At 70.9% G+C, this 19,025-nt stretch carries 26 protein-coding genes; 15 read left to right on the forward strand and 11 right to left on the reverse strand.

What is annotated here, in order from left to right; genetic code table 11:
* The first annotated feature begins 315 nt into the window (after window positions 1-315).
* Window positions 316-1,200 (forward strand): endonuclease/exonuclease/phosphatase family protein, encoded by an 885-nt coding sequence (locus ACFVDM_RS22120; RefSeq protein WP_383643219.1) that lies wholly within the window; start codon window positions 316-318, stop codon window positions 1,198-1,200.
* A gap of 37 nt (window positions 1,201-1,237) precedes the next feature.
* On the opposite strand, the gene ACFVDM_RS22125 is transcribed toward ACFVDM_RS22120, so the two are convergent.
* Window positions 1,238-2,173 carry a GNAT family N-acetyltransferase gene (locus tag ACFVDM_RS22125; RefSeq protein ID WP_383642553.1) on the reverse strand — a complete coding sequence of 312 codons (936 nt, stop codon included), beginning with the start codon at window positions 2,171-2,173 and terminating at the stop codon, window positions 1,238-1,240.
* 148 nt (window positions 2,174-2,321) lie between these two features.
* Here ACFVDM_RS22125 and ACFVDM_RS22130 point away from each other — a divergent pair, with 148 nt between their 5' ends.
* Together ACFVDM_RS22130 and ACFVDM_RS22135 are read left to right on the forward strand one after the other, a co-directional pair.
* Window positions 2,322-2,879 (forward strand): hypothetical protein, encoded by a 558-nt coding sequence (locus ACFVDM_RS22130; protein WP_383642556.1) that lies wholly within the window; start codon window positions 2,322-2,324, stop codon window positions 2,877-2,879.
* 63 nt (window positions 2,880-2,942) lie between these two features.
* Entirely contained in the window at window positions 2,943-3,320 is a 378-nt protein-coding gene (locus ACFVDM_RS22135; RefSeq protein WP_383642558.1) for a nuclear transport factor 2 family protein, read from the forward strand.
* 90 nt (window positions 3,321-3,410) lie between these two features.
* On the opposite strand, the gene ACFVDM_RS22140 is transcribed toward ACFVDM_RS22135, so the two are convergent.
* A complete protein-coding gene (locus ACFVDM_RS22140) occupies window positions 3,411-4,409 on the reverse strand; it encodes a hypothetical protein (RefSeq protein WP_383642561.1) in 999 nt (332 codons plus the stop codon).
* On the reverse strand, window positions 4,406-4,966 hold the full coding sequence (locus ACFVDM_RS22145; RefSeq protein WP_383642564.1) for a DUF6932 family protein: 561 nt from the start codon (window positions 4,964-4,966) through the stop codon (window positions 4,406-4,408). Before ACFVDM_RS22145 ends, ACFVDM_RS22140 begins: the two co-directional genes overlap by 4 nt.
* A 232-nt stretch (window positions 4,967-5,198) precedes the next feature.
* On the opposite strand from ACFVDM_RS22145, the gene ACFVDM_RS22150 reads away from it, so the two are divergent.
* Window positions 5,199-5,552 carry a hypothetical protein gene (locus ACFVDM_RS22150; RefSeq protein ID WP_383642567.1) on the forward strand — a complete coding sequence of 118 codons (354 nt, stop codon included), beginning with the start codon at window positions 5,199-5,201 and terminating at the stop codon, window positions 5,550-5,552.
* Between the two features lie 42 nt (window positions 5,553-5,594).
* The gene (locus tag ACFVDM_RS22155; protein WP_383642570.1) at window positions 5,595-6,227 is read left to right on the forward strand and encodes a DUF2461 family protein; all 633 of its coding nucleotides are present in this window, start codon (window positions 5,595-5,597) and stop codon (window positions 6,225-6,227) included.
* 68 nt (window positions 6,228-6,295) lie between these two features.
* Here ACFVDM_RS22155 and ACFVDM_RS22160 read toward each other — a convergent pair whose 3' ends face one another.
* A complete protein-coding gene (locus ACFVDM_RS22160) occupies window positions 6,296-6,700 on the reverse strand; it encodes a hypothetical protein (protein ID WP_383643222.1) in 405 nt (134 codons plus the stop codon).
* Window positions 6,701-6,793: 93 nt separating this feature from the next.
* On the opposite strand from ACFVDM_RS22160, the gene ACFVDM_RS22165 reads away from it, so the two are divergent.
* The 3 genes from ACFVDM_RS22165 to ACFVDM_RS22175 all read left to right on the forward strand — a co-directional run bounded on the left by ACFVDM_RS22165 (window position 6,794) and on the right by ACFVDM_RS22175 (window position 8,267).
* Window positions 6,794-7,180, forward strand: a complete 387-nt coding sequence (locus ACFVDM_RS22165; RefSeq protein ID WP_383642572.1) for a hypothetical protein — start codon at window positions 6,794-6,796, stop codon at window positions 7,178-7,180.
* Window positions 7,181-7,425: 245 nt separating this feature from the next.
* Window positions 7,426-7,761, forward strand: coding sequence for a hypothetical protein (locus ACFVDM_RS22170; protein WP_383642574.1), 336 nt, complete (start codon window positions 7,426-7,428; stop codon window positions 7,759-7,761).
* 86 nt (window positions 7,762-7,847) lie between these two features.
* Window positions 7,848-8,267, forward strand: a complete 420-nt coding sequence (locus tag ACFVDM_RS22175; protein ID WP_383642577.1) for a hypothetical protein — start codon at window positions 7,848-7,850, stop codon at window positions 8,265-8,267.
* A 27-nt stretch (window positions 8,268-8,294) separates the two neighbouring features.
* Here the strand turns inward: ACFVDM_RS22175 and ACFVDM_RS22180 are convergent, their stop codons facing one another.
* From ACFVDM_RS22180 to ACFVDM_RS22190, 3 genes are read right to left on the reverse strand one after another with little or no spacing between them, the layout of a single operon-like run.
* Window positions 8,295-9,176 (reverse strand): glycosyltransferase family 2 protein, encoded by an 882-nt coding sequence (locus ACFVDM_RS22180; protein WP_383642579.1) that lies wholly within the window; start codon window positions 9,174-9,176, stop codon window positions 8,295-8,297.
* A 42-nt stretch (window positions 9,177-9,218) separates the two neighbouring features.
* Complete coding sequence (locus ACFVDM_RS22185; protein ID WP_383642582.1) at window positions 9,219-9,458, reverse strand: DUF397 domain-containing protein; 240 nt, start codon at window positions 9,456-9,458, stop codon at window positions 9,219-9,221.
* A complete protein-coding gene (locus ACFVDM_RS22190) occupies window positions 9,455-10,231 on the reverse strand; it encodes a helix-turn-helix domain-containing protein (protein ID WP_383642585.1) in 777 nt (258 codons plus the stop codon). Before ACFVDM_RS22190 ends, ACFVDM_RS22185 begins: the two co-directional genes overlap by 4 nt.
* A gap of 117 nt (window positions 10,232-10,348) precedes the next feature.
* Here ACFVDM_RS22190 and ACFVDM_RS22195 point away from each other — a divergent pair, with 117 nt between their 5' ends.
* Together ACFVDM_RS22195 and ACFVDM_RS22200 are read left to right on the forward strand one after the other, a co-directional pair.
* Entirely contained in the window at window positions 10,349-10,774 is a 426-nt protein-coding gene (locus ACFVDM_RS22195; RefSeq protein ID WP_383642588.1) for a hypothetical protein, read from the forward strand.
* A gap of 105 nt (window positions 10,775-10,879) precedes the next feature.
* Window positions 10,880-11,953 carry a hypothetical protein gene (locus ACFVDM_RS22200; protein WP_383642591.1) on the forward strand — a complete coding sequence of 358 codons (1,074 nt, stop codon included), beginning with the start codon at window positions 10,880-10,882 and terminating at the stop codon, window positions 11,951-11,953.
* Here ACFVDM_RS22200 and ACFVDM_RS22205 read toward each other — a convergent pair.
* Window positions 11,931-12,611, reverse strand: coding sequence for a DUF4232 domain-containing protein (locus ACFVDM_RS22205; RefSeq protein ID WP_383642594.1), 681 nt, complete (start codon window positions 12,609-12,611; stop codon window positions 11,931-11,933). The two genes, ACFVDM_RS22200 and ACFVDM_RS22205, sit on opposite strands and share 23 nt — an antisense overlap.
* 241 nt (window positions 12,612-12,852) lie before the next feature.
* On the opposite strand from ACFVDM_RS22205, the gene ACFVDM_RS22210 reads away from it, so the two are divergent.
* Both ACFVDM_RS22210 and ACFVDM_RS22215 read left to right on the forward strand, forming a co-directional pair.
* Window positions 12,853-13,956 (forward strand): hypothetical protein, encoded by a 1,104-nt coding sequence (locus ACFVDM_RS22210; protein ID WP_383642596.1) that lies wholly within the window; start codon window positions 12,853-12,855, stop codon window positions 13,954-13,956.
* Between the two features lie 223 nt (window positions 13,957-14,179).
* Window positions 14,180-14,581, forward strand: coding sequence for a hypothetical protein (locus tag ACFVDM_RS22215; protein ID WP_383642599.1), 402 nt, complete (start codon window positions 14,180-14,182; stop codon window positions 14,579-14,581).
* A 59-nt stretch (window positions 14,582-14,640) separates the two neighbouring features.
* Here ACFVDM_RS22215 and ACFVDM_RS22220 read toward each other — a convergent pair whose 3' ends face one another.
* Window positions 14,641-15,054 (reverse strand): hypothetical protein, encoded by a 414-nt coding sequence (locus ACFVDM_RS22220; protein ID WP_383642602.1) that lies wholly within the window; start codon window positions 15,052-15,054, stop codon window positions 14,641-14,643.
* A gap of 202 nt (window positions 15,055-15,256) precedes the next feature.
* On the opposite strand from ACFVDM_RS22220, the gene ACFVDM_RS22225 reads away from it, so the two are divergent.
* Together ACFVDM_RS22225 and ACFVDM_RS22230 are read left to right on the forward strand one after the other, a co-directional pair.
* A complete protein-coding gene (locus ACFVDM_RS22225; RefSeq protein WP_383642605.1) occupies window positions 15,257-15,907 on the forward strand; it encodes a TetR/AcrR family transcriptional regulator in 651 nt (216 codons plus the stop codon).
* Window positions 15,908-16,051: 144 nt separating this feature from the next.
* Complete coding sequence (locus ACFVDM_RS22230; RefSeq protein ID WP_383643225.1) at window positions 16,052-16,642, forward strand: helix-turn-helix domain-containing protein; 591 nt, start codon at window positions 16,052-16,054, stop codon at window positions 16,640-16,642.
* 21 nt (window positions 16,643-16,663) lie between these two features.
* Here the strand turns inward: ACFVDM_RS22230 and ACFVDM_RS22235 are convergent, their stop codons facing one another.
* Both ACFVDM_RS22235 and ACFVDM_RS22240 read right to left on the reverse strand, forming a co-directional pair.
* Entirely contained in the window at window positions 16,664-17,236 is a 573-nt protein-coding gene (locus ACFVDM_RS22235; RefSeq protein WP_383642607.1) for a GNAT family N-acetyltransferase, read from the reverse strand.
* Between the two features lie 35 nt (window positions 17,237-17,271).
* The gene (locus ACFVDM_RS22240) at window positions 17,272-17,961 is read right to left on the reverse strand and encodes a GDSL-type esterase/lipase family protein (RefSeq protein ID WP_383642610.1); all 690 of its coding nucleotides are present in this window, start codon (window positions 17,959-17,961) and stop codon (window positions 17,272-17,274) included.
* A 58-nt stretch (window positions 17,962-18,019) separates the two neighbouring features.
* Here ACFVDM_RS22240 and ACFVDM_RS22245 point away from each other — a divergent pair, with 58 nt between their 5' ends.
* A complete protein-coding gene (locus ACFVDM_RS22245) occupies window positions 18,020-19,021 on the forward strand; it encodes a WD40 repeat domain-containing protein (protein WP_383642613.1) in 1,002 nt (333 codons plus the stop codon).
* The last annotated feature ends 4 nt before the right edge of the window (window positions 19,022-19,025 follow it).

A 19,025-nucleotide genomic window follows, 5' to 3' on the forward strand; every position in this document is an offset into this window, starting at 1 on the left:
GCCCGACCGTCCTGAAGGACGAGGTCACAGGGGCGGGGACGGCAGGGCGGGATCATGGAACAGCGGACGGACGACGCGACGGATACGGACACGGACACAGGCACGGATACGGACACGAGCGCCGCCATCGGTACCGATACCGATACCGATACCGATGCCAATGCCGATGCCGACACGGCCCTCGCATCGGCCCCCCGCACGGGCGCGCACGACGGCACGGGCGCGCAGGACGGCAGGGACGACACGACCGCCCGGCGGACCTGGGCGCGTCCGGGGCGGTGGAGGCGGGGGAAGGTCCTCGCCGGGCTCGCCGCCCTGACGGCGCTGCTGCTGGCCTTCCCCCGGGTGCTGCCCAACACCCCCGGCCGCCTGGGCAGTCTGCTGGAGGCGTTCCTGCCGTGGCTCGGCCTGGCCGTCGTCCCGCTGCTGGTCCTGGCGCTGCTGCGCCGATCGGTGACCGCGCTGCTGGCGCTGGTGCTGCCGGTGGCGGCGTGGGCGTACGCGTTCGGCGGGCTGTTCCTGCCGGCGTCCGCGGCCAGTGACCGGGATCTGGTGGTGGTCCAGCACAACGTGAGCGATGTGAACGGGGACCCGGCGGGGACCGCCCGCGCCCTGGCGGCGGCCCGGCCCGACCTCATCGCGCTGGAGGAACTGGTCCCGGACGCGCTTCCCGCGTACGAGAAGGCGCTCGCGCCGCAGTACCGGTTCCACGAGGTGCGGGGGACCGTCGGGATCTGGTCGAAGCTTCCGCTCTCCGGCACCCGGGTCGTCGACATCAAGCCCAAGGACATCGAGGAGGGCTGGAGCCGGGGCCTGCGCACGGTCGTCCACACCGCGCAGGGGGAGGTCGCCGCCTATGTCGCGCATCTGCCGTCCCTGCGGTTCGGCGTGAGCGGCCTCGGCTCGGCGCGCCGGGACGAGAGCGCCCATCTGCTCGGCCGTGCGATCGCCGCCGAGACCGTCGCGAAGGTCATCGTCCTCGGCGACCTCAACAGCACGGTCGACGACCGCGGGCTCTCCCCCCTCACCTCCCAGCTCCACACCCCCGAACGCGGTTTCGCCTTCTCCTTCCCCGCCTCCTTCCCCCTGGCCCGTATCGACCAGGTCCTCGCCCGCTCGGCGACGGTCGAGGACATCCGCACGCTTCCGGCGACGGGGAGCGATCACCTGCCGGTGCTGGCGAGGGTGGCGCTGGGGTGAGGCGGGGGAGGACGTCACCGCGCGGGGGCGTCGCCGCTCACAGGCGGCGGGCGAACTCCTGGCGGTCGGCGAAGTTCTCGTAGCCCGCGCGCTCGAAGGCCTTGATCATGGCGGTGTTGGCCGCGTCGCAGTCACCGCGGATCTCCTCGGCGCCCGCCTCGGTCAGCAGCCGCGTGCCGCGGGCCACGACGGCGGTCGCGTATCCGTTGCCCCGGCAGGCGGGAGCGACGGCCACCAGGCCGATGACGGCGGCCCCCGGGTTCCGGGCGGGCAGGCTGAGCGCGGCCGGCGTGCCGTCGGGGGCGTAGCCGATCTCCCACCAGTGGGGTTCGTACGCGAACCCCTCCATGTCCTCGAAGACGCTCTCCGCGGCGGCCCGCGCGCCCTCCCGGGCGATCAGGGCGGAGAAGTGGGAGTCGGCGCTTGTGGGCAGGGCCTCGGCGAGCAGGGCGAGGAAGGGTTCCCGGCCCACGTCGGGCAGCGCGCGCCAGGTCAACCGGGCGTCGTACGCGCTGAGTTCGTCTCCTACCGCGCGGCGGAAGCGGCGCCCGTCACGGGCCAGGTCGAAGCCCGCCAGCCGCAGCAGCTCGGCCCGCCGTTCCGGATCCGTCTGGAACTGCGGTGCCTGCGCGGGCGAGTCGACGACGTGCCCCAGCTCCGTGGCCCCGAGCGAACGGCCCAGGGCGACCGCCTCGTCCAGCAGCGCCCGCCCGGTGGACAGCCCCGGCTCGTCCCACGGTGCCTCCAGGAGCACCAGGGCCATCGGGACGTCGTTGCCGGGCATGGTCCACAGCGCGGTGGCCGCGGTGAGCCGCCCGTCGGCGTCCTCCGCGACCAGGCACCACTCCGGGCGGGTGCACTTCTTCTCCAGAAGGTCGGTGAGGTAGGCGGCCGTCCCGGCGTTGCGCTCGGGCCGGCCGATGTGCTCGACGAGCGAGGGCAGTTCGCCGGGGTGTGCGATACGTATGGGCATGTATGCGGATCAACCTGTCTCTCGGTGAGGTAGCCGTTCTCCGCGCCATCGTTCCGTAAACGGAACGTTCTGTAAACAGAACAATCCTGCCGGTCTCTGTGGTCCCATGACCGCAGTGCCGTGACCTCGCGAAAGGACCTGCGAAACCATGCCGACGGTCATCCCCGTGCCCGACAACTGGCAGTCCCTGTTCGATGATTGGGACGAGATCCGGAACGGCTACTACGCCGGGGACGAGGACGACGCCGTACGCGACTGCGTCCGGCGGCTGGAGGCGGCGGCAGCGGCGGGCGACCCCGCACTGTTCTGGACGCTGGGCCTGCTGATGCTCTCCCCCTACGTGGCCTTCGGCGACCCCGCCCCGGAGACCGGGCCCCTCGCCGTCGCCGCGCTGGGCCGGGTCGCGGGCGAGGGCGACGGCACGCCGTGCACCCACGCCTGGCACCCGTACGAGGCCGACGTGGACGATCTGCTGGAGCACCTGCCCACCTGCATGGACGTGCTCGGCTCCCCCCGCGGCCGGGCCCTCGACGACCTGCTCCCCGAAGACCTCCTCCCCGGACTCCCCCTGGACGCGCTCGGGGACGAGGACGCCGAACCCGCGCACCTCACGGCCCCCGACATCCTCGCCCGCTGGCAGTGCCCGCGCACCGCCCCGGGCTTCGCCCGCGCGGCCCTCGACTACCTGGGCGCGCCCGTGGCCTGAGGGCGGCGGACCGAAGCGGCCTCGCGGGGCGAGCGCACGCGAATCGGCTGGTATTACTGGGACATGCAGGAAGAGACGGCACGCTCCGCGATCGACACCTTCATCTCCGCGTTCAACGCCTCGGACGACAGCTATGTGACCGCCCTGCTCTCCCAGGCCCTGACCTCGGACGTGGTCTTCTGGGGACCGCTGGGGCGCAGCGAGGGGATCGCGGCGGTCGAACAGTTCGTCCTGGACATCCGGCGCCACCCGGCGGGGACCGGCACGATGGTGCGCTGCTCGGCGGTGGACATGCCCGGCGAATGGGCCCGGTACCAGTGGGTCTTCACCACCCCCGACGGAGGCCCCCGCCTGGCGGGAACCGACGTCGTCCATCTGCGACGGAGCCTCATCGACCAGGTCATCGTCTTCGCGGGGGAGATCGATCCGTCGGCCTCCTGAGCCGGGGCGGGCCGAATGGGCCCGCGATCGGCTCGGCCGTCACCGCACGTCCGGCCACCGCGACCGCCAACCCGGCGATCACAACACGCCCTAGGGGGTGTCGGCTCCTTCCCGGGGCGACAGGTCGCGCAGCGCGTAGCTCCGATGCTCCCTTCCCCCGGGGGACCTGGCTGTGAGGACGTGAACGTCGGCGGTCACCCGGCGCTGGGCGTACCGGGCCAGGAGAGCGGTCACGTCTTCCTTCGAGGTCCGGATCACCAGCACGCCGCTTCCCTCCACAGCGATCTCGATGAAGCCTCGCGTCGTGCTGCCGCCCACCAGCGTGCCTTCCAGGCGCGTGTCCTCGTCGTCCACTTGAGCGGCCCGGAGCGCACGGCGGCACCGGTCGGCGCTCTCCGAGCTGAACGATGTCCTGCGCGCGGTCGCCCTGGTCTCCCAGCTGAGGGTGACGTCCGTGTTCGAGGTGGCAAGCACCTCCGAGAGTTCGGAGAGATGCTTGATGGCGCGGCGTCCCAGAGGCAGCGCGGCATCGAGAACGGCATCCTCCGCCCCGGCCGCGGAACTCGCACGGTCGGCCACGTCGAAGATCTTGTTGACGGCTCGGTCCAGCAGTACGTCGCTCCCGGTGCCGGGCAACTCCGCCTGCGCCGTGTCCGGAGCTCCCTCCAGGACCATGCCGTAGGACGAGGCGAAGACAGGCCCCGAGAGGAGCCGGGTCGCTCGCTGGATGTCGCGCGGTACGGGCCCCGCGTCCTGTGTGGGGCGCACGTCGTCCATCGCGTTGGCGACGGCCTGCACGGTCGTCTGCAGGGCGCGCAGCCATTCGCCGAGAACCGCCGACTCGACCCGGTTGGCACTCACGCTTTCGCCTGCCAGGGCGAACCGCAGAATGGGGCGGTCCGGGCGGTCCCGGGTTTCCTGGCCGGCCCCGGGCTGAAGCTCACGCGCGATGCGCCTGAGCTGCGCGGATCGCAGTTCGGGCATCGTCCGGGGGACGGGCTTCTCGGACGATTCCGATCGCCTGGCCGCCAGCCAGGCCCGCATGGCCGCCTTGTCCGTGGTGTCGGGCAAGTCGTGGGGAGTGCTCACAGCGCCACCTCCACATAACCCCTGCGCACGCCTTGTCCGAGGCGGCAACGCTGCCAGATCTCGTCGTAGAGACCGAGTGTCTGGAAGATCTCGCCGTCTCCGGGCGCCATCGCGCCGACCGTACCCAGGTCCTGGAAGTCCACAGTGGCGGGCAGGCTCAGCAAGTAGGCGTCGATGCGCATGCCGTGCTTCACACACCACTCCCGATCGCTGAGGTTGGCAAGGTCCGCGATGTCATCCGGCTCGATGATGCGCGCGTATGTGTCCGCGTCAATGAGGTAGGCCAGGTCGATATCGTTGGGGTCCAGTTTGCCGCTTACGAAGCTTCCTGCCAGCCACATACGTGCGACTGAGCCAAAGGCGCACTCCGTCAATGCCCTGTGCGTCATGAACTCGCCCCAGAGGCCCGGCCGGGTGCTCGACGCCTCCCAGGCGGGTGCCCGCACCAACGCGTGCTCAACCTCGTCCAAGGTCATCAGGTAGCGGCCGGGGGGGCGGACACCGAGTCTCCGGGGCGAAGGGCGGCAGGGGAGGCAATGGGGCTCCAAAGGGGCCAAACGGATGAGTGCCCGACACTCTACGTGACGAGGTCGTCACGTATGGGCTGATCGCTTCATCCCGGCCGGACCCCGATCGAGAGGGGTGATCGGGAGGCCGGACGCCATCGCACCCGATGTGGTGAACCGAGGTCCGGACTCACCGACTCGCCAGTCACTCTCCGCTTACAGTCATGACGCATAGTCATGACGCTTGGTCATGAGACCTGTCAGCGCGAGAAAGAGAGCCCCCGTGTCCGTTCGCTCCCTCACCACAGCCCTCGGTGCCGCCTGCGGCGCCTTCGCCCTGCTGCTCGCCGTGCCCGGTTCGGCCTCGGCGGCCACCGGGCAGTTCCGGTACAGCTACGGCACTGCCGAGGGGTACGAGGTGGTCGGCTTCCTGAACAATCCCCCCAGCGGCGTATGCCTCAGCCTTGAGGGCCCCGCGTCCGAACCGGGGTCGGTCAGTTGGGCGCCGAGGAACCTGACCAGGTCTACGGCCACCGTCTTCCGTGACGCCGACTGCACCGGGGACGACTTCGTCTCCCTGCCCCCGGGCGCCGGTGGCGGGGACGATCTTCTGGTGCGGTCGGTGGTCTTCTCCTGATTCGGGCCGGGTCCGGTCGGCCGCCGGGGCTATCCTCCGCGCATGGACGGAGAGTTCGGCGGCTGGCCGGAGCAGGCCATGGATGTGCTGGCGCAGCTCCGGGGGGAGCCGGACCGGGAGACCAGGGAGCGCTGCCGGGCGGATCGGGAGCGGCTGGTGCGGCGGCCGATGATCGGTCTGCTGAACGCGGTGGCGGACGCCGAGCCCCGGTACGAGGACTTCTCGGTGTGGCACTACCGGACCGACTCGTGGTGGTGGCAGAACCAGGGGGCGGTGATCCGGATCGGGCGGAAGGTCGAGATCGGGCTGCGGTTCTCGCTGGACGGGCTGCGGATCCAGGGGGCCTGGTGGTATCCGGACCCGGGCCAGGTGGACGCGTACCGCAGGGCCGTTGCCGCCGAGGGCAGCGGGCGGGAGCTCGCGGCGCTGGTCGACGCCGTACGGGACAAGGGGTACGAGGTCTCCGGGGACCTGATGCGACGCCCTCCGCGCGGCTATCCGGCGGACCACGCCCGCGCGGAGCTGCTGCGGCACCGCTCGCTGATCGCCGCCCGCTTCCTGGGTGACGAGGAGTGGCTGTACACCCCCGAAGCGGTGGACCGGGTGCTCTCGGCCGCCGCCGATCTGGACCCCTTGCTGACGTGGCTCGCCCGCCATGTCACGCGTACGACCTGACACCGTTCCGTATGCGTCAACGGTCGGGCGGCCTCAGCGGCCGGGCGGTCTCGGCCCGGACGGTGGCCTCAGCCCGGCCGGTGGCTCTCCACGATCCCGAGCGCGTACGCGTTGTCCGGGGCGATCTCCTGGACCGCCAGGCGGGCTTCCCGGACCCGGTCCGTGGTGCACAGCAGCCGGACGAAGACGTACAGCGCGTCGCGGTCGCCCTGTTCCGCGCGTCGGCGGAGTGCCGGTTCCATCCGCCGGTCGCGCAGGGCCCGGTTGAGCCGGCGGCGGGCGTGGGGGTCGGTGCGGGCCAGCTCCGTGAGTTCCGGGAACCGTCCCGCGCCGGCGAGCAGGTCCATGTGCCACAGGTGGTTGCCGTGCAGGTTGTGATCGTCGGAGTAGCACTCGGCGCGGGCACTGACCAGGGCGATGGCCGTGTCCCAGTCCTGTGCCCGCTCGGCCTCCTCGGCCTGTTCGAACCACATCACAGGGGGAGTATCGCGCAGAGCCGGTGTTGGACGGTGCCTCCATCGGCATACTCGGCCTCCGGGCGTCGTTCGACCGAAGGGATGCCGGATGTGTCGTGGGGACCGATAGAACTCGGCGTCGTGGGCCTGGCCCTGCTGCTGCGGCTGACGGCCTTCGGCTGGTTCGCGCTCCTCGCGATCGGTGTGAGCGCGGTATCGCTCGGCACCGTCCCCGCCCTCGTGTTCGGGCCGCTCGTCTACGCGGGCTTCTGCGCCCCGTCCTCCGCACGACCCCTGCTCGTCCTGGCCGACGTGCTGCTGTTGGTGTGCGCGCTCACCCTGGAGGACGGCGGTGACAACTCCTCCACCAGTCCCCTCCAGGTCCTCACCGGCGGCCGGGCGGGGTCGGGAGGCCTTGCGCACCGCGCGTTCCGGTACTGCGGCCTCGCCTACCTCCTGACCCTGCCGGTCCTCGTGATCTGGACGGTCGCCGGCTGAGGACGGGCCCCGTTCCGCGTTCCTCGGCGGGAAACCCCAGGTGGCGAGACATGCCTTCCGAATCGGACGACCCCGGATCAACCGCGCCCGGGGCGGGTTGACGCGCCTGCTTGACTCGTACATGATCACGAACTCAGTTCGGTGAAGACGTTTCCAAGAGCGGGGAGTTATCCATGAAGTTCCGCAGGTCGGCCTTTGTCGCCACAGCGTGCGTCGCGGCGCTGGCAACGGGTGCGGGGACCGCGATGGCGGGTCAGGATGCCGGATTCGTCGTGGCGAACTCCTCGGACTGCGACACCCCGGACCACGCGGCGGCCGAGGGCCGCTTCTGGAACGAGGGCGACAAGTTCACCATCGAGGACATCTGCTCGGACGGCCATCGTGCGGTGCTCCAGGTGGATGCCGGGGCGGCGCAGCCCGGCGAGGGGTACGACTGGAAGATGGAAGCCGCGGGCGGCTGGGGCGACAAGACGACCGTGGTCCACAACTACGCGGAAGGCACGTTCGTTCAGATCCGAGCGTGCGTGTACGAGGGCTCGACGAAGCTGTCGTGCAGCCGGTGGGACCAGGGCGAGGCGTAACGCTTCGGTCGTCGGCCGAGCGGTCGACCGCATGAGTTCCACCGTTGTCGTCGCGTCCGCCACCCGGACAGGGCAACACTGAACCGGTGACCCGGCAGACAACCACGCGCACCCGGTCCTCCGTGACCGGGTGCGCGGTCCTCGCCCTCGTCGCCGCCGTCCTGGCGGCCGTCGCCGTCTGCGTCGCGGCGGCCATCGCCGTGCCCGCCTTCTTCGACAGACCGGACGTTCCCCCCGAGGAGCGGCTCGCCAAGAAGACCGGCCTCACGGAGTACCGCCTCCGCACCGCCGTACGGGACGGCACCCTCACCGATCCCGAGATCGCGTACGCGGCCGGCGGACGCTGGAGCGTCGAGCGCGCGCCCTCCACCATCCGTGTCGCCGTCCGCTACAGCCCGGAGGAGGCGTGCTACGCGTACGAGGTGAACCAACCCCTGATCGACGCAACGGCCGTACGCAAGCACCGCCTTGACCGGTGTCCGGCCGTGCCCCACGAACCGACGTAGAGGCACGGCCGCTGGAACCGGCCCGGCTCACAGGATCGGCGGACGCCCCAGCCTGGTCATCAGGAGGACCGTCCGCCAGCGCATCGGCTTGCGCGGGCCGCACGGCGTCCGCAGCCCTTCGAGGAAGCCGCCCCACCATGCCCGCAGCCCGGGGAGGGAGCGGATACGGGCCGCGGTCAGCAGCGTCCACACGCCGAGGTAGACGGGGATCAGCGGAGCCGGGAGGCGTCGGCGGGCCAGCCACACACGGTTCCGGGCGGTGAAGCGGTAGTAGACGGCGTGACGTGCCGGAGACGTGGCGGGATGCTGGAGGACGAGCTCGGGCTCGTACAGGATCTTCCAGCCCTCATCGAGCGCCCGCCAGGCGAGGTCGGACTCCTCGTGCCCGAAGAAGAACTCCCCGGCCCACAGGCCCGTCTGCCTGAGCATCGGCATCGAGAAGGCGTGCCCTCCGCCCAGGAACGCGGTCACCGGGCCACCGCGCATCGGATCACCCGCCCGCAGACGCGGCACCCAGCGCCGCTCCGTGTGCCCGGACTCGTCCGCCACCCGGAAACCGATGATCCCCAGCCGCGCATCAGCCGCGAACAGGTCCCGCACCCGCCGGAACACTCCCGCGTCGATCAGTAGCCCGTCGTCGTCCAGCTCGACCACGACATCGACCTCACCGGAGTCCCGCAGCATCTCCAGCCCGACGTTCCGCCCACCCGGACAGCCGAGATTCTCCGCCAGCGGGACCTTGGTCACGTTCTCCGCCACGTCCACGTCCGCGAGCGGCGTCGCATTGCCGATCAGCACCACACGCGCCGCCGGAACATCCTGCCTCTCCACCGACGCCAGCAACTCCGCCAGCTCTCGCGGGCGCGTGCCCATCGTGACGATTACGGCTCCGATACGCGGCGATGACATGCCGGCACGCTACAGGGGCGGGCGATCAACCACGCCCGTGCCTCAGCCCGCCGTGTGCCGTACGAACGCCGACCAGGCGGCGGGGGAGAGGGCGAGGGCGGGGACGGTGAGGTCCTTGGAGTCGCGGACGTGGATGGTGTGGGGGCAGGTGGCTACCTCGACGCAGTCGCCGCCGTTCTGGCCGCTGTAGCTGGACTTGGACCAAGCGAGGGCGACCTCTACGCAGTTCCCGCTGTTGTCGCTGCTGTAGCTGGACTTGGTCCACTTAAGGTCTGCGCTCATACTTCCTTCGCCACCTGCTTGATCAATTTCCGTGACTCTTCGGTGTCGAGAGCCTGTGTCCGCAGGATGCCATACCTCGCGAACAGGTCGTTCACATAGGCTGGTTCGCCGTCCATGATGCTGCGAGACTGGATCTCCAAATAGGCCAGCCTTCGCCGGTCGTCAGTCTCCAGTAGGACGAACGAAGCGCTCAACCCCGCGTGGCTCTCCCGGCGGGGCGGCATCACCTGCACATGTACGTGACGCAGCTCGCTGATCTCGATGATGTGCTGGAGCTGTGCTCGGTGTACGTCCCGTCCGCCAATGGGCCGGGTGAGCGGGGCAAGTTCCAGAACGAAGCTGAGGTCCGCCCTCGGAGCCCGGGTCAACAGTGCTTGCCGCGCAAGGCGGGCGGCTACGCGGCCCTCGATCTCCTCGTCCTCGACGGGCGGACAGGCTCCGCGGAACATGGCCCGTGCGTGGTCTTCGGTCTGAAGAAGGCCAGGGATGACGTGGCACTCGTACTCGTACCTCAGCCTGGCCTTGGCCTCTTCATCGGCGAAGGGGCCGAACCACGTGGCCAAGTGGCTGAACGACAACTTCACGGCTGCAGCGATCAATGCGCCGTTGGCGCCGACCGCCGAATCGGCTGCCGGAACGAACTTGCCCTTCGGTGGCCTCTGGCCCCGCTCCACCATCGCCACCTGCGACTTGGAGAAGCCGATTCTTGCGCCTAATCCTTCTTGGGAGAGCCCGGCAAGCGCGCGGTAGTGCCGCAGCAGCGCCCCGAACATCTCCGCGTTCCCGCTCCCGGTACTACTGGAGTGCACAGCCCCACCTCCAAGTACACAACAGTGCACAGATGCCTTGTGTCCCTGGTCACAGTAGGTGTGCGCGTCGACGCTTAGCGCATGGACCAGAAAAATTCACCGAACCAGGTGCCCTCGTGGATTCCCGCGAGCGGGCACGCCCTGCGGCACGCCGGGATCTACTTCGACGCCGTGCGGATCAGTGGGCTGCTGGGGGAGCAAGTGGCTTACGAGATCATGCAGTTCACGGACTTTCAGGCGGGGCCGATCGTCCGGTCGCGGATCGGGATGCGGAGCATGTTCTTTCTGGTGCGGCCGGGGACGGCGGGGGCGTATCGGTGGCCGGCGGAGGTGGATGCGCTGACGCGGAAGGGGGCGGAGTTCGTGGGGGTGCCTGCGCTGGACGGGCTGACGTACCCGTTGGACTGGCGGTCCGTGCCGACGGCGGATGATCCGTTCGTGGATACGGAACTGCTGTTCGAGCTGCTGGCGAAGGTGGTTGGGGACGAGATTCCTGCTGTACGGTGATCGCGTCATTACGCTCCGTGCGCTCGCGCACGGGGCGGCCCTCGGTGGTGCTACCAACACCGGTCCGAGGGCCTTCACCCCACGATGGATCGGAAGTCCACCGGGATGCTTTGGCATGCTATCTCGCCGTCCTACGGCTACGTGAAGGCCGCGTACGACATCGTGCGCCATCCGCGTCTCTCCAGCGACGCGAAGATCTTGATCACCTACGTGCAGGGGCTGCCCGAGAGGCGTACGGGCAAGGCCCTGAGCGATCACGCGAAGTCCCTGGGCATCACCGGGCGGGCGTACCAGAAGGCCAAGTCGCAGTTGATGGCCAACGGGTTCGTCCACGAGTGGCGGGAGCAGGGCGACCGCGGGCGCTGGATCACCGACCAGCTGTTCTCCAACGTTCCGCTGACCGACTTCGAGGCGCGGCGTGTCCGGGCCGCGCAGACACAGGTCCGACCGGGTGCGCGGTATCCGGCGGTCGGTGATCCGGGGACTCGGTCGGCCGGTGGCTATACACCGGAGGATGAAGAACGTGAGGAGAACTGTCCCCACCCACCCTCCGAAGCCCCCGCGCAGCCCGATGAGGCTGCGGCGGAGACCGTGGCACAGGACGACGATCCCCAAGTCGTCGAGGCAGAGCGCGTGTTGCTCTCCTTGCGCCACGCCAGTCCCCAACTCCACCTCGGCGTACGCGAGGCGCGCGGGCTCTCCGGGACGGCGGCGGACTGGCTCCGGCGCGGGGTGAAGGCGGCGGAGCTGCGGCTCGCGCTGGTGAGTGCGCTGCCGGAGGGCGGCGTACGGTCGGCCGTGGGCTTCGTACGCCACCGGCTCGTCCAGAAGATGCCCGAGCCTCCCGTACCCGCGTTCCCGGCCCTCGCGCCGGAGCCCCCGCCGGGGCCGCCCGTCCCGTGCGAGGGGGACGGCCCCGAGCACGTCTTCCGGCCCCGGGGCGACGAGACCGTGTGCGGGCCCTGTGCGCAGCAGGCGGCATGGGAGGTGCACTCGGTCAAGTGGCCGTGGCCGGGCCCCGAGGACGGCGGCGAGGAGCCGGAGGAGATTCCCTGGCGTGAGCGGTTCGCGGCGATTCAGGAGCAGGACGCGGCCGGGGACGCGCCGATGCCTCCCGGCGCGGCCTGGGAGGCATCGGGACCGAATGCGGGCGGGATCAGCCCGCCGGGGAGTCGCTGACCTTGCTCACGGGGCTGAGCTCCATCTTGCCGCCGTCGTTGCCGTCGGTGACGGGGAGCGAGCCCGCCGGCCACTTCAGGGTGACGGGGTGGGTCTCGTTCGGAGGCGTCACGACCATGTCGGTGAGCTTGAGGCCGGAGCCGCCGGTGTTGTTGACCGGGTACGTGATCTGGAAGGCGGCGGTCTCACCCGACTTGAGGGTCTGCGGCTGGGGCTGCTCGCCGTTGCGGTCCACGGAGAAGGTGTCGCCCAGGGACGACTTCAGGTCGACACCCGCGAAGCCGGTGATGCGGCATTCGCTGCTGCCGGTGTTCTTGAAGGAGACGGTGACGATGCCTTCCGTCTCGTCCGTGGTGTTGTCGGTGGCGTTGACCTCAAGCGCGTTCGTCTGGCAGATCGCGGCCTTGCCGGTGCCGCTGCCGCCGTTGCCTCCGGTGCCGCTGTCGGCGCCCTGGTCGCTTCCGCCGGTGCTGTTGTCGGTGCTCTTGTCCCCCTGGCCCGAGCCGCCCGTGTCGCCGGACCCGCCCGTCTGGCCCGCCGACGCGGAGGCGCCGGCCTGCGCGCCGTCCGTCGCGCCGTCGTCGCCGTTGCAGGCGGTGAGCGAGAGCGCGGCCACGAGGCCGATGGCGGCGATGACGGCCTTGCGGGTGTGCAGCATGATTCCCCCGGGATGCGGTGCGGGTGGTGCGGTCTGTGCGGTCTGGGTCGTTCCGTGGTGCGTGGATATTTGTACCTCACAGGTAGTGCCGAACCGTCAGCGATCATGTCCGTGTTCCGTCACAGACAGGCCCGTGCCCCGGCTCCGGCGGGGTGCGCACGTGCCCGGGATCGCGGACTATGGTGCGCAGGTCATCCAACTGGCCCCGGGGGAGGGGCCGTAGCGCGCAGGGGGATATGGCGTGGGCAAGGACGAGTCGTCGATACCGGACGAGGAGTGGGAGCGGTTCCTGCGGGAGGCGGAGGCCGGGTCGGCCGGTGCGCCCGAGGAACCCTCCGCACGGGCCCGGATGGTGACGCGGCGTCTCGCGGACGAGCCCGATCCGCCGGAGGGATGGCGCACGCACCGGCCGCCGGCCCGTACGAAGGGGCGGACCTGGTACGTCGTCGGGTTCGTCGTGGTGCTCGCCCTGCTGGTGGTGGCGCTGATGCCCGGGAAGGTGGCCGGGTGGTTCGACGGGAGGTCCGGGGACTCCGTCTCGTACCACGGGCCGACGGGGGATCCGGCCGGGTCCGGATCCCCGGACGGGCCCGCAGCCGAACTGCCCACGATCGACGACCCGTTCAAGGGCTCGCCCGCCGCCGGATGGAAGGACGGGGTCTCCTCGCTCGCGCTGCCGAAGGCGAAGGCCACGGGCTGGATGAGCGAGGCGGAGGTGGCGAAGGCGCTGGTCCGGTCCCGGGACTTCCTGGCCGCCGCGGGCACCGATCCCGGCGTCCTGCGCGGTGAGCGCCCGGTGAAGGCGCTCGCGCTGCTGAACCCGCACCAGAAGGACGTGCAGAGCTATGTGAAGGCCGCGCTGTCCGCGCCGAGCGCCGACAACGACCCGCTGCACCTCTTCAGCCGGTTCGACCCGGCCCGCTTCCGCGTGGTCGACGACATCGTCCGCACCCTGGGGCGGATCACGTACCGCGAGGGCAAGAGCGGCGCGGTCGACGTCACGGCCGATGTGACGTACGTGTACCCGGTCGTCCGCGCGGACGGCGACAGCGACGAGGTGGCCCGGACCGTCGTCCGCCGCGAAACGGTCATGAGCTGGGAGGACCCGTCCAAGGTGCAGATCGAGCCCGGGACGTTCTCGCTCATCGTGTTCCGCACGGACGCCGCCAACGGCGGCTGCGCGAACCACACCGGCTTCTACGTCCCGGAGTTCGCCGCCGACCGCGCGACCCGTGACGGATCCCTGGAGGGCGCCGCGAAGGACCCGTACGAGCGGGACACCTCCATGGAGGAACGCGTCCCGAAGGACGGAGGCGACCGGTGCGGGCGGGTCACACGGCTCTGAGGACGGCGCACGCGCCGGGCCTCGCGCCCGTCCCGTGCCCACCGTTGGCACGGGACCGTGCCGCCTTCGTGGCCACGGGAGGGCATTGCCCCCACGAGTGGTTTAGCAGGCGATATGCACTCTTGCGGGCTACTGGTGCATATCTCGGCGCGGTTTGCGGGGCTCAATGGGAGCCCCCGCGGAGAACCGTTCCGCCGGGGCTTATCCGAAGCAGAGGAAGTCCATGCGTACGCGCAACAAGTTCCTGATCGCCGCCGCCGGTGTCGCGGCCGTAGGCACCGCCTCCATCGCGGGCGTCGCCCTGGCCGCCGACCCCACGGAGAACGTCAACGCTCCGTATGCCCAGGCCGCGGCGTACGTCAAGGCAGACGGCACCGCCGCCCGGAAGACCAACGCCGTCGGGTCGGTCACCAAGACGGCCACCGGCAGGTACTGCGTCACCCTGACCTCCAACGTCGACGCGAACAAGGTCATTCCGAACGTCTCCCTGACCACCGGCGCCCCGTGGCACAGCGAGATCTACGTGGTGGTGGGCGGCAGCAGCTGCCCGCAGAACTCGCTCCGTGTGCAGACCGGGGTCAACGGCTCCTACAAGGACCTCTCCTTCTACGTGGTCGCGCCCTGATCCCGTTGCCCGCCCGGGGTGTTCCGTCGCGAGGCGGAACACCCCGGGCGGGCTCCTGCTCACGCCCCCGCGGCGGCCTGCGGCTCGGGGCGGCGGGACCGGCCGGTGCCCATGCCGCAGACGGCGAAGGTCACAGCGGCCAGGCCGAAGATGATCGCCAGGTTGCCCTTCGTGTGAATGGCGGCCTGCTTCGTCGCTATCTCCCTCTCCCAGCGCACCGAGCCCTGCTGGTTGGAGGCCTCGTACTCGGCGAGGCACTTCATGTACCGCCGGTCCAGCGGTTCGTCGCGATCCGCGTCGCACCGGGACTCCTCGAAGTGAAGCGACGCGCTGCTGGAATCGTCATAGGCCTTCCCCGACACCTTGGAGGCCGCGTCCAGCGCGATCGCGGACAGGATGACCGCGGTGAGCAGACTGATCATGGCCAGGAAGATGCACAGGACGGCTCCGGGACTGCGCCCTTGATTTGTCATGTCCGGGAGGGTAGCGACACGCGTGGACCGGGGTGACGGCGCGTACCGCCCGGCAACTCCCCTTCCGCACGCCGGAACTGCTGTTCGGGCTCCTTATGGGTGTGGTGGGGGCGGAGAAGCGTGCGCTACGGTGAGCGCGCCGTTACGCTCGGTGCGCCCGTGGATCGTGGGCCCGGGGGCCGAGACGGACTGAGGAGGACCCGTGGTGGATACCGGGGTGGAACTTTGGGACGGCGTACGGACGGCGAGGGAACCCGCGCGGTGCCGTGCCCAACTCATGGCGGCGGGACGGACCTTGTTCGCCGTGTACGGCTACGCGCGCACCAGCGTGGAGGACCTGTGCGCGACCGCGCAGGTCCAGGTGCGGGACTTCTACCGCGAGTTCGCCTCGCGCGAGGCCCTGCTCACCGAGCTGTACGACGAGATCGCGACGCGCGGCATGCGGGCGTCCGAGACCGAGCTGACCGCCGAGGGCATGGACACCTGCCCGACCGAGGAGCGGGTCTACCGGCTCTTCGACGCCTATGTGCGGGCCGTCACCCAGGACCCGAAGGAGGCCAGGGTGGCCTTCGTCGAGGTGCTGGGGGTGAGCCGCGAGATGGACGAGCACCTGGCGATGTGGCGGCAGGTGTGGACGGACTTCCTGACCCAGGAGGCCGAGCGCGCCCGGGGGCGCGGACATGCGGTGGACAGCAACCTCGCGGTCGTCGTGAAGGTGCTGACCCGGTCCGTCGACGAACTGCTCGCGCACCACGGCCGGCGCCCGCGCCAGGTGCCGCCGTCCTGGCTGACCAGTGAGTTCACCCGGCTGTCGATGGCCATGATCGGCCCCGCCAGCGGCATCCGGCCCTGACGGGCGGGGCCTTTCGCGGGGCCGTCGGGCCGGGGCCGTTCCGCCCTCCGTTTGACAACACCGCTTGCCGGGGCGGCAAATGGAACCATGGCAGCGGACGAGAGCGGAACGGCGGACGGCGGCGCGGCGGCCGGTGGCGGGGCCATGGACGGCGACGAGCTGGCGTCCGTCCTGACCGGTGTGGGGCCGCGGCTGCGCGCCCTGCGCACCGAACGCGGCACCACCCTGGCCCAGCTCAGCGAGACCACCGGCATCTCACTCAGCACGCTCTCCCGGCTGGAGTCCGGCGGCCGCAAACCCACCCTGGAACTGCTGCTCCCGCTGGCCAAGGCGTACGGGGTGCAGCTGGACGAACTGGTGGGCGCGCCGGACACCGGGGACCCGCGCGTCACCTTCCGGCCCTTCAAGCGGCACGGCATGACCTTCGTCCCGCTGACCCGCCACCTCAGCGGCGTCAACGCGTACAAGCAGGTCATGCCCGGGGCGACCGGCACCGAGGGCCCGGTCGAACAGCGGGTGCACGAGGGGTACGAGTGGCTGTACGTGCTCTCCGGGCGGCTGCGGCTGGTCCTCGGCGAGCACGATCTGGTGCTCACGCCCGGCGAGGTCGCCGAGTTCGACACCCACACCCCGCACTGGTGGGGTGCCGCCGGGCCGGAACCGGTGGAGTTCCTGAGCCTGTTCGGGCCGCAGGGCGAGCGGATGCACGTCCGGGCGAAGCCCTCGGGCGGCTGACGGCGTCCTCAGACGGCGTCCTCAGACGGCGGGCAGCGACGGGTCCGGGGTCCAGGGCTCCGGGGCGGCCAGCGAGAAGCGCTCGTGGTCGCGCCAGGCGCCGTCGATGTACAGATAGGCGGGCGACAGGCCCTCGTACTGAAAGCCCAGCCTGCGGACCACGGCCAGGGACGCGGTGTTCGCCGGCTGGATGCTGGCCTCCAGCCGGTGGAGGCGCAGCTGCTCGAAGGCGTACCGCAGGACCAGCGTCAGGCCCTCGGTCATGTAGCCCCGGCCGGCCGACGGGGCGAACGCCGCGTAGCCGAGGGACGCGCCCTGGTAGCGGCCCCGGATGACCGAGTTGATGTTGACCGTGCCGGTCGCCTCGCCGGTCTCCCGGTTCCGGATCAGGAAGCCCATGTTGCTGCCGTCGTCGAAGCGGTGCATCCACTCCCGGAAGGCGTCCGGCGTCGACGGAAGCTGCATCCACGGCCCGTACAACTCGGCGCTGGCCGCCACCATCGCGCAGAACTCGTCCTGGTCGGCGAGGGTGAGGGGCCGGAGTTCGACGCGGGAACCGGCGGGGGGAGCGGCGGGGGCGGGGTGCGAGGGCATGGCGCCCATCGTAGGCAGGGGCGGATACCCGCTGGTCAGCGGGGTGCGGGGCGGTACGGGCCGCCCAGGCCCCATGCCTGGTGCATCGCGTCGGCGTACGCGGCGGCGAGCCGGTGCTCGCCGGACGGGCCCGGGTGCGTGCCGTCGTAGGTGTCCCTGTGGATGTCGTAGCCGTGCGGGTGCGAGGCCAGGAGGACCGGGGAGCCCGGGGCGTCCAGGTCGGCCACCGTCTTGGCGAGGAGTTCGTTGAAGCGGGCGCACTCGGCGGCGAACGGGGCGTCGTTCTCGGCCCGCACGTTCGGTATGACGGGCAGCAGCACGCAGCGGATGTGCGGGTTCGCCTCCCGGGCCGCCGTGAGGAACGCGCGGGCGTTCTCGGCGGTCTGGCCGCTGTCCGTGTAGAACCCGAGGTCTATCAGGCCGAGCGAGACGAGCAGGACGTCCGCGCGGTGCCCGGTGACCGCGTCCCCGATCACCGGGGCCATGTGCAGCCAGCCCTCGCCCCAGCCGGCCAGGTGGCGGCGGGCCGCGTCGGGGAAGCCGGGTGCGGCGTACGCGTCCGAGACGGCGGTGTTTGTGGCCGCGTCGTACAGCGCGGTGCGGGGGCCGACGAGGGCGTACGGGCCGTCGAAGGTGGCTTCCAGGTGCTGCCACAGGCGGTAGCGCCATGTGAAGTCACCGGCGCGTCCGATGGTCATGGAATCGCCGACGCACATGAAACGCATGGCGTCATCATGGCGGATCATGGCTCCGGCCTGCGACGTGACGATGGACACTTGTGCCATGCGTCCGTACCGACTGACCGTCTCCGCCGCCGTCGCCGCGCTGCTGGCCCTGACCGCCGGGGTGCTGCCCGCCGCCGCCGACGACGGCGAGCCCGACCGCGACTTCACGATCGAGGACCCCCGGATCACCGAGTCCAGCGGCCTCGCGGCCAGCCGCGCCCACCCCGGGATCTACTGGACGCACAACGACAGCGACGACGGCCCGTACGTCTTCGCGGTCGACTCCCGCACCGGGAAGACCGTCGCCCGGATCACGATGAAGGGCGTCGGCGAGCCCCGCGACGTCGAGGCGATCTCGCTCGGCCCGGACGGCAACCTGTACGTCGGCGACATCGGCGACAACCTGAACGGCAGCTGGGACCACGTCTGGATCTACCGCTTCCCCGAGCCGAAGGAACTGCGCGACGCGACGGTCCGGGCCACCCAGTTCGACGTCAAGTACGCCGACGGGCCGCGCAACGCGGAGGCGCTGATGGTGCACCCGAAGACCGGCCGGGTCTACATCGCCTCGAAGAACGAGGACGGCGGCGGGCTCTACGAGGGCCCGGAGAAGCTCACCACCGGCGGGACCAACGTCTTCCGGCGCGTCGGCGAGGTGCCGTGGGTGACGGACGGCGCGTTCTCCCCCGACGGCACCGAACTGGTCCTGCGCTCCTACTTCAGCGCCCGCGGCTACGCCTTCGCGAACGGCCGCCTCGGCGAGGACTACGCGGTCGAGTCCCCGCTGCTCCCGCAGTCCGAGTCGGTGACGTACACCGCCGACGGCTCGGCGCTGATGTTCGGCTCCGAGGGCGAGCAGAGCGACGTCGTACGCGTCGACCTGAAGAAGAACGGCGACGGCACCGGGCGCGCCGGCGGGAAGTCCCCCTCCTCGGCCGGCGCGGGCGGCACGGCCGGTGACGACGGCCCCACCGTCCCGCGCACCACCCTCACGGGCGTCGCCGTCCTCGCGGGCATCGGGCTGCTGCTGTGGGTCGGCCGCAGGCGCCGGAAGGGGTGACGGA

Origin of the sequence: Streptomyces sp. NPDC057682 (genome assembly GCF_042799575.1) — a bacterium.
GTDB lineage: Bacteria > Actinomycetota > Actinomycetes > Streptomycetales > Streptomycetaceae > Streptomyces.

Bases quoted from the DNA above. Each gene is read 5' to 3' on its own strand.
- ACFVDM_RS22125 (WP_383642553.1), bottom strand. From the start codon at position 2,173: ATGCCCATACGTATCGCACACCCCGGCGAACTGCCCTCGCTCGTCGAG.
- ACFVDM_RS22130 (WP_383642556.1), top strand. From the start codon at position 2,322: ATGCCGACGGTCATCCCCGTGCCCGACAACTGGCAGTCCCTGTTCGAT.
- ACFVDM_RS22135 (WP_383642558.1), top strand. From the start codon at position 2,943: ATGCAGGAAGAGACGGCACGCTCCGCGATCGACACCTTCATCTCCGCG.
- ACFVDM_RS22155 (WP_383642570.1), top strand. From the start codon at position 5,595: ATGGACGGAGAGTTCGGCGGCTGGCCGGAGCAGGCCATGGATGTGCTG.
- ACFVDM_RS22160 (WP_383643222.1), bottom strand. From the start codon at position 6,700: ATGTGGTTCGAACAGGCCGAGGAGGCCGAGCGGGCACAGGACTGGGAC.
- ACFVDM_RS22170 (WP_383642574.1), top strand. From the start codon at position 7,426: ATGGCGGGTCAGGATGCCGGATTCGTCGTGGCGAACTCCTCGGACTGC.
- ACFVDM_RS22180 (WP_383642579.1), bottom strand. From the start codon at position 9,176: ATGTCATCGCCGCGTATCGGAGCCGTAATCGTCACGATGGGCACGCGC.
- ACFVDM_RS22185 (WP_383642582.1), bottom strand. From the start codon at position 9,458: ATGAGCGCAGACCTTAAGTGGACCAAGTCCAGCTACAGCAGCGACAAC.
- ACFVDM_RS22190 (WP_383642585.1), bottom strand. From the start codon at position 10,231: ATGTTCGGGGCGCTGCTGCGGCACTACCGCGCGCTTGCCGGGCTCTCC.
- ACFVDM_RS22195 (WP_383642588.1), top strand. From the start codon at position 10,349: ATGGACCAGAAAAATTCACCGAACCAGGTGCCCTCGTGGATTCCCGCG.
- ACFVDM_RS22200 (WP_383642591.1), top strand. From the start codon at position 10,880: ATGCTTTGGCATGCTATCTCGCCGTCCTACGGCTACGTGAAGGCCGCG.
- ACFVDM_RS22205 (WP_383642594.1), bottom strand. From the start codon at position 12,611: ATGCTGCACACCCGCAAGGCCGTCATCGCCGCCATCGGCCTCGTGGCC.
- ACFVDM_RS22215 (WP_383642599.1), top strand. From the start codon at position 14,180: ATGCGTACGCGCAACAAGTTCCTGATCGCCGCCGCCGGTGTCGCGGCC.
- ACFVDM_RS22220 (WP_383642602.1), bottom strand. From the start codon at position 15,054: ATGACAAATCAAGGGCGCAGTCCCGGAGCCGTCCTGTGCATCTTCCTG.
- ACFVDM_RS22230 (WP_383643225.1), top strand. From the start codon at position 16,052: ATGGACGGCGACGAGCTGGCGTCCGTCCTGACCGGTGTGGGGCCGCGG.
- ACFVDM_RS22235 (WP_383642607.1), bottom strand. From the start codon at position 17,236: ATGCCCTCGCACCCCGCCCCCGCCGCTCCCCCCGCCGGTTCCCGCGTC.
- ACFVDM_RS22240 (WP_383642610.1), bottom strand. From the start codon at position 17,961: ATGCGTTTCATGTGCGTCGGCGATTCCATGACCATCGGACGCGCCGGT.
- ACFVDM_RS22245 (WP_383642613.1), top strand. From the start codon at position 18,020: ATGCGTCCGTACCGACTGACCGTCTCCGCCGCCGTCGCCGCGCTGCTG.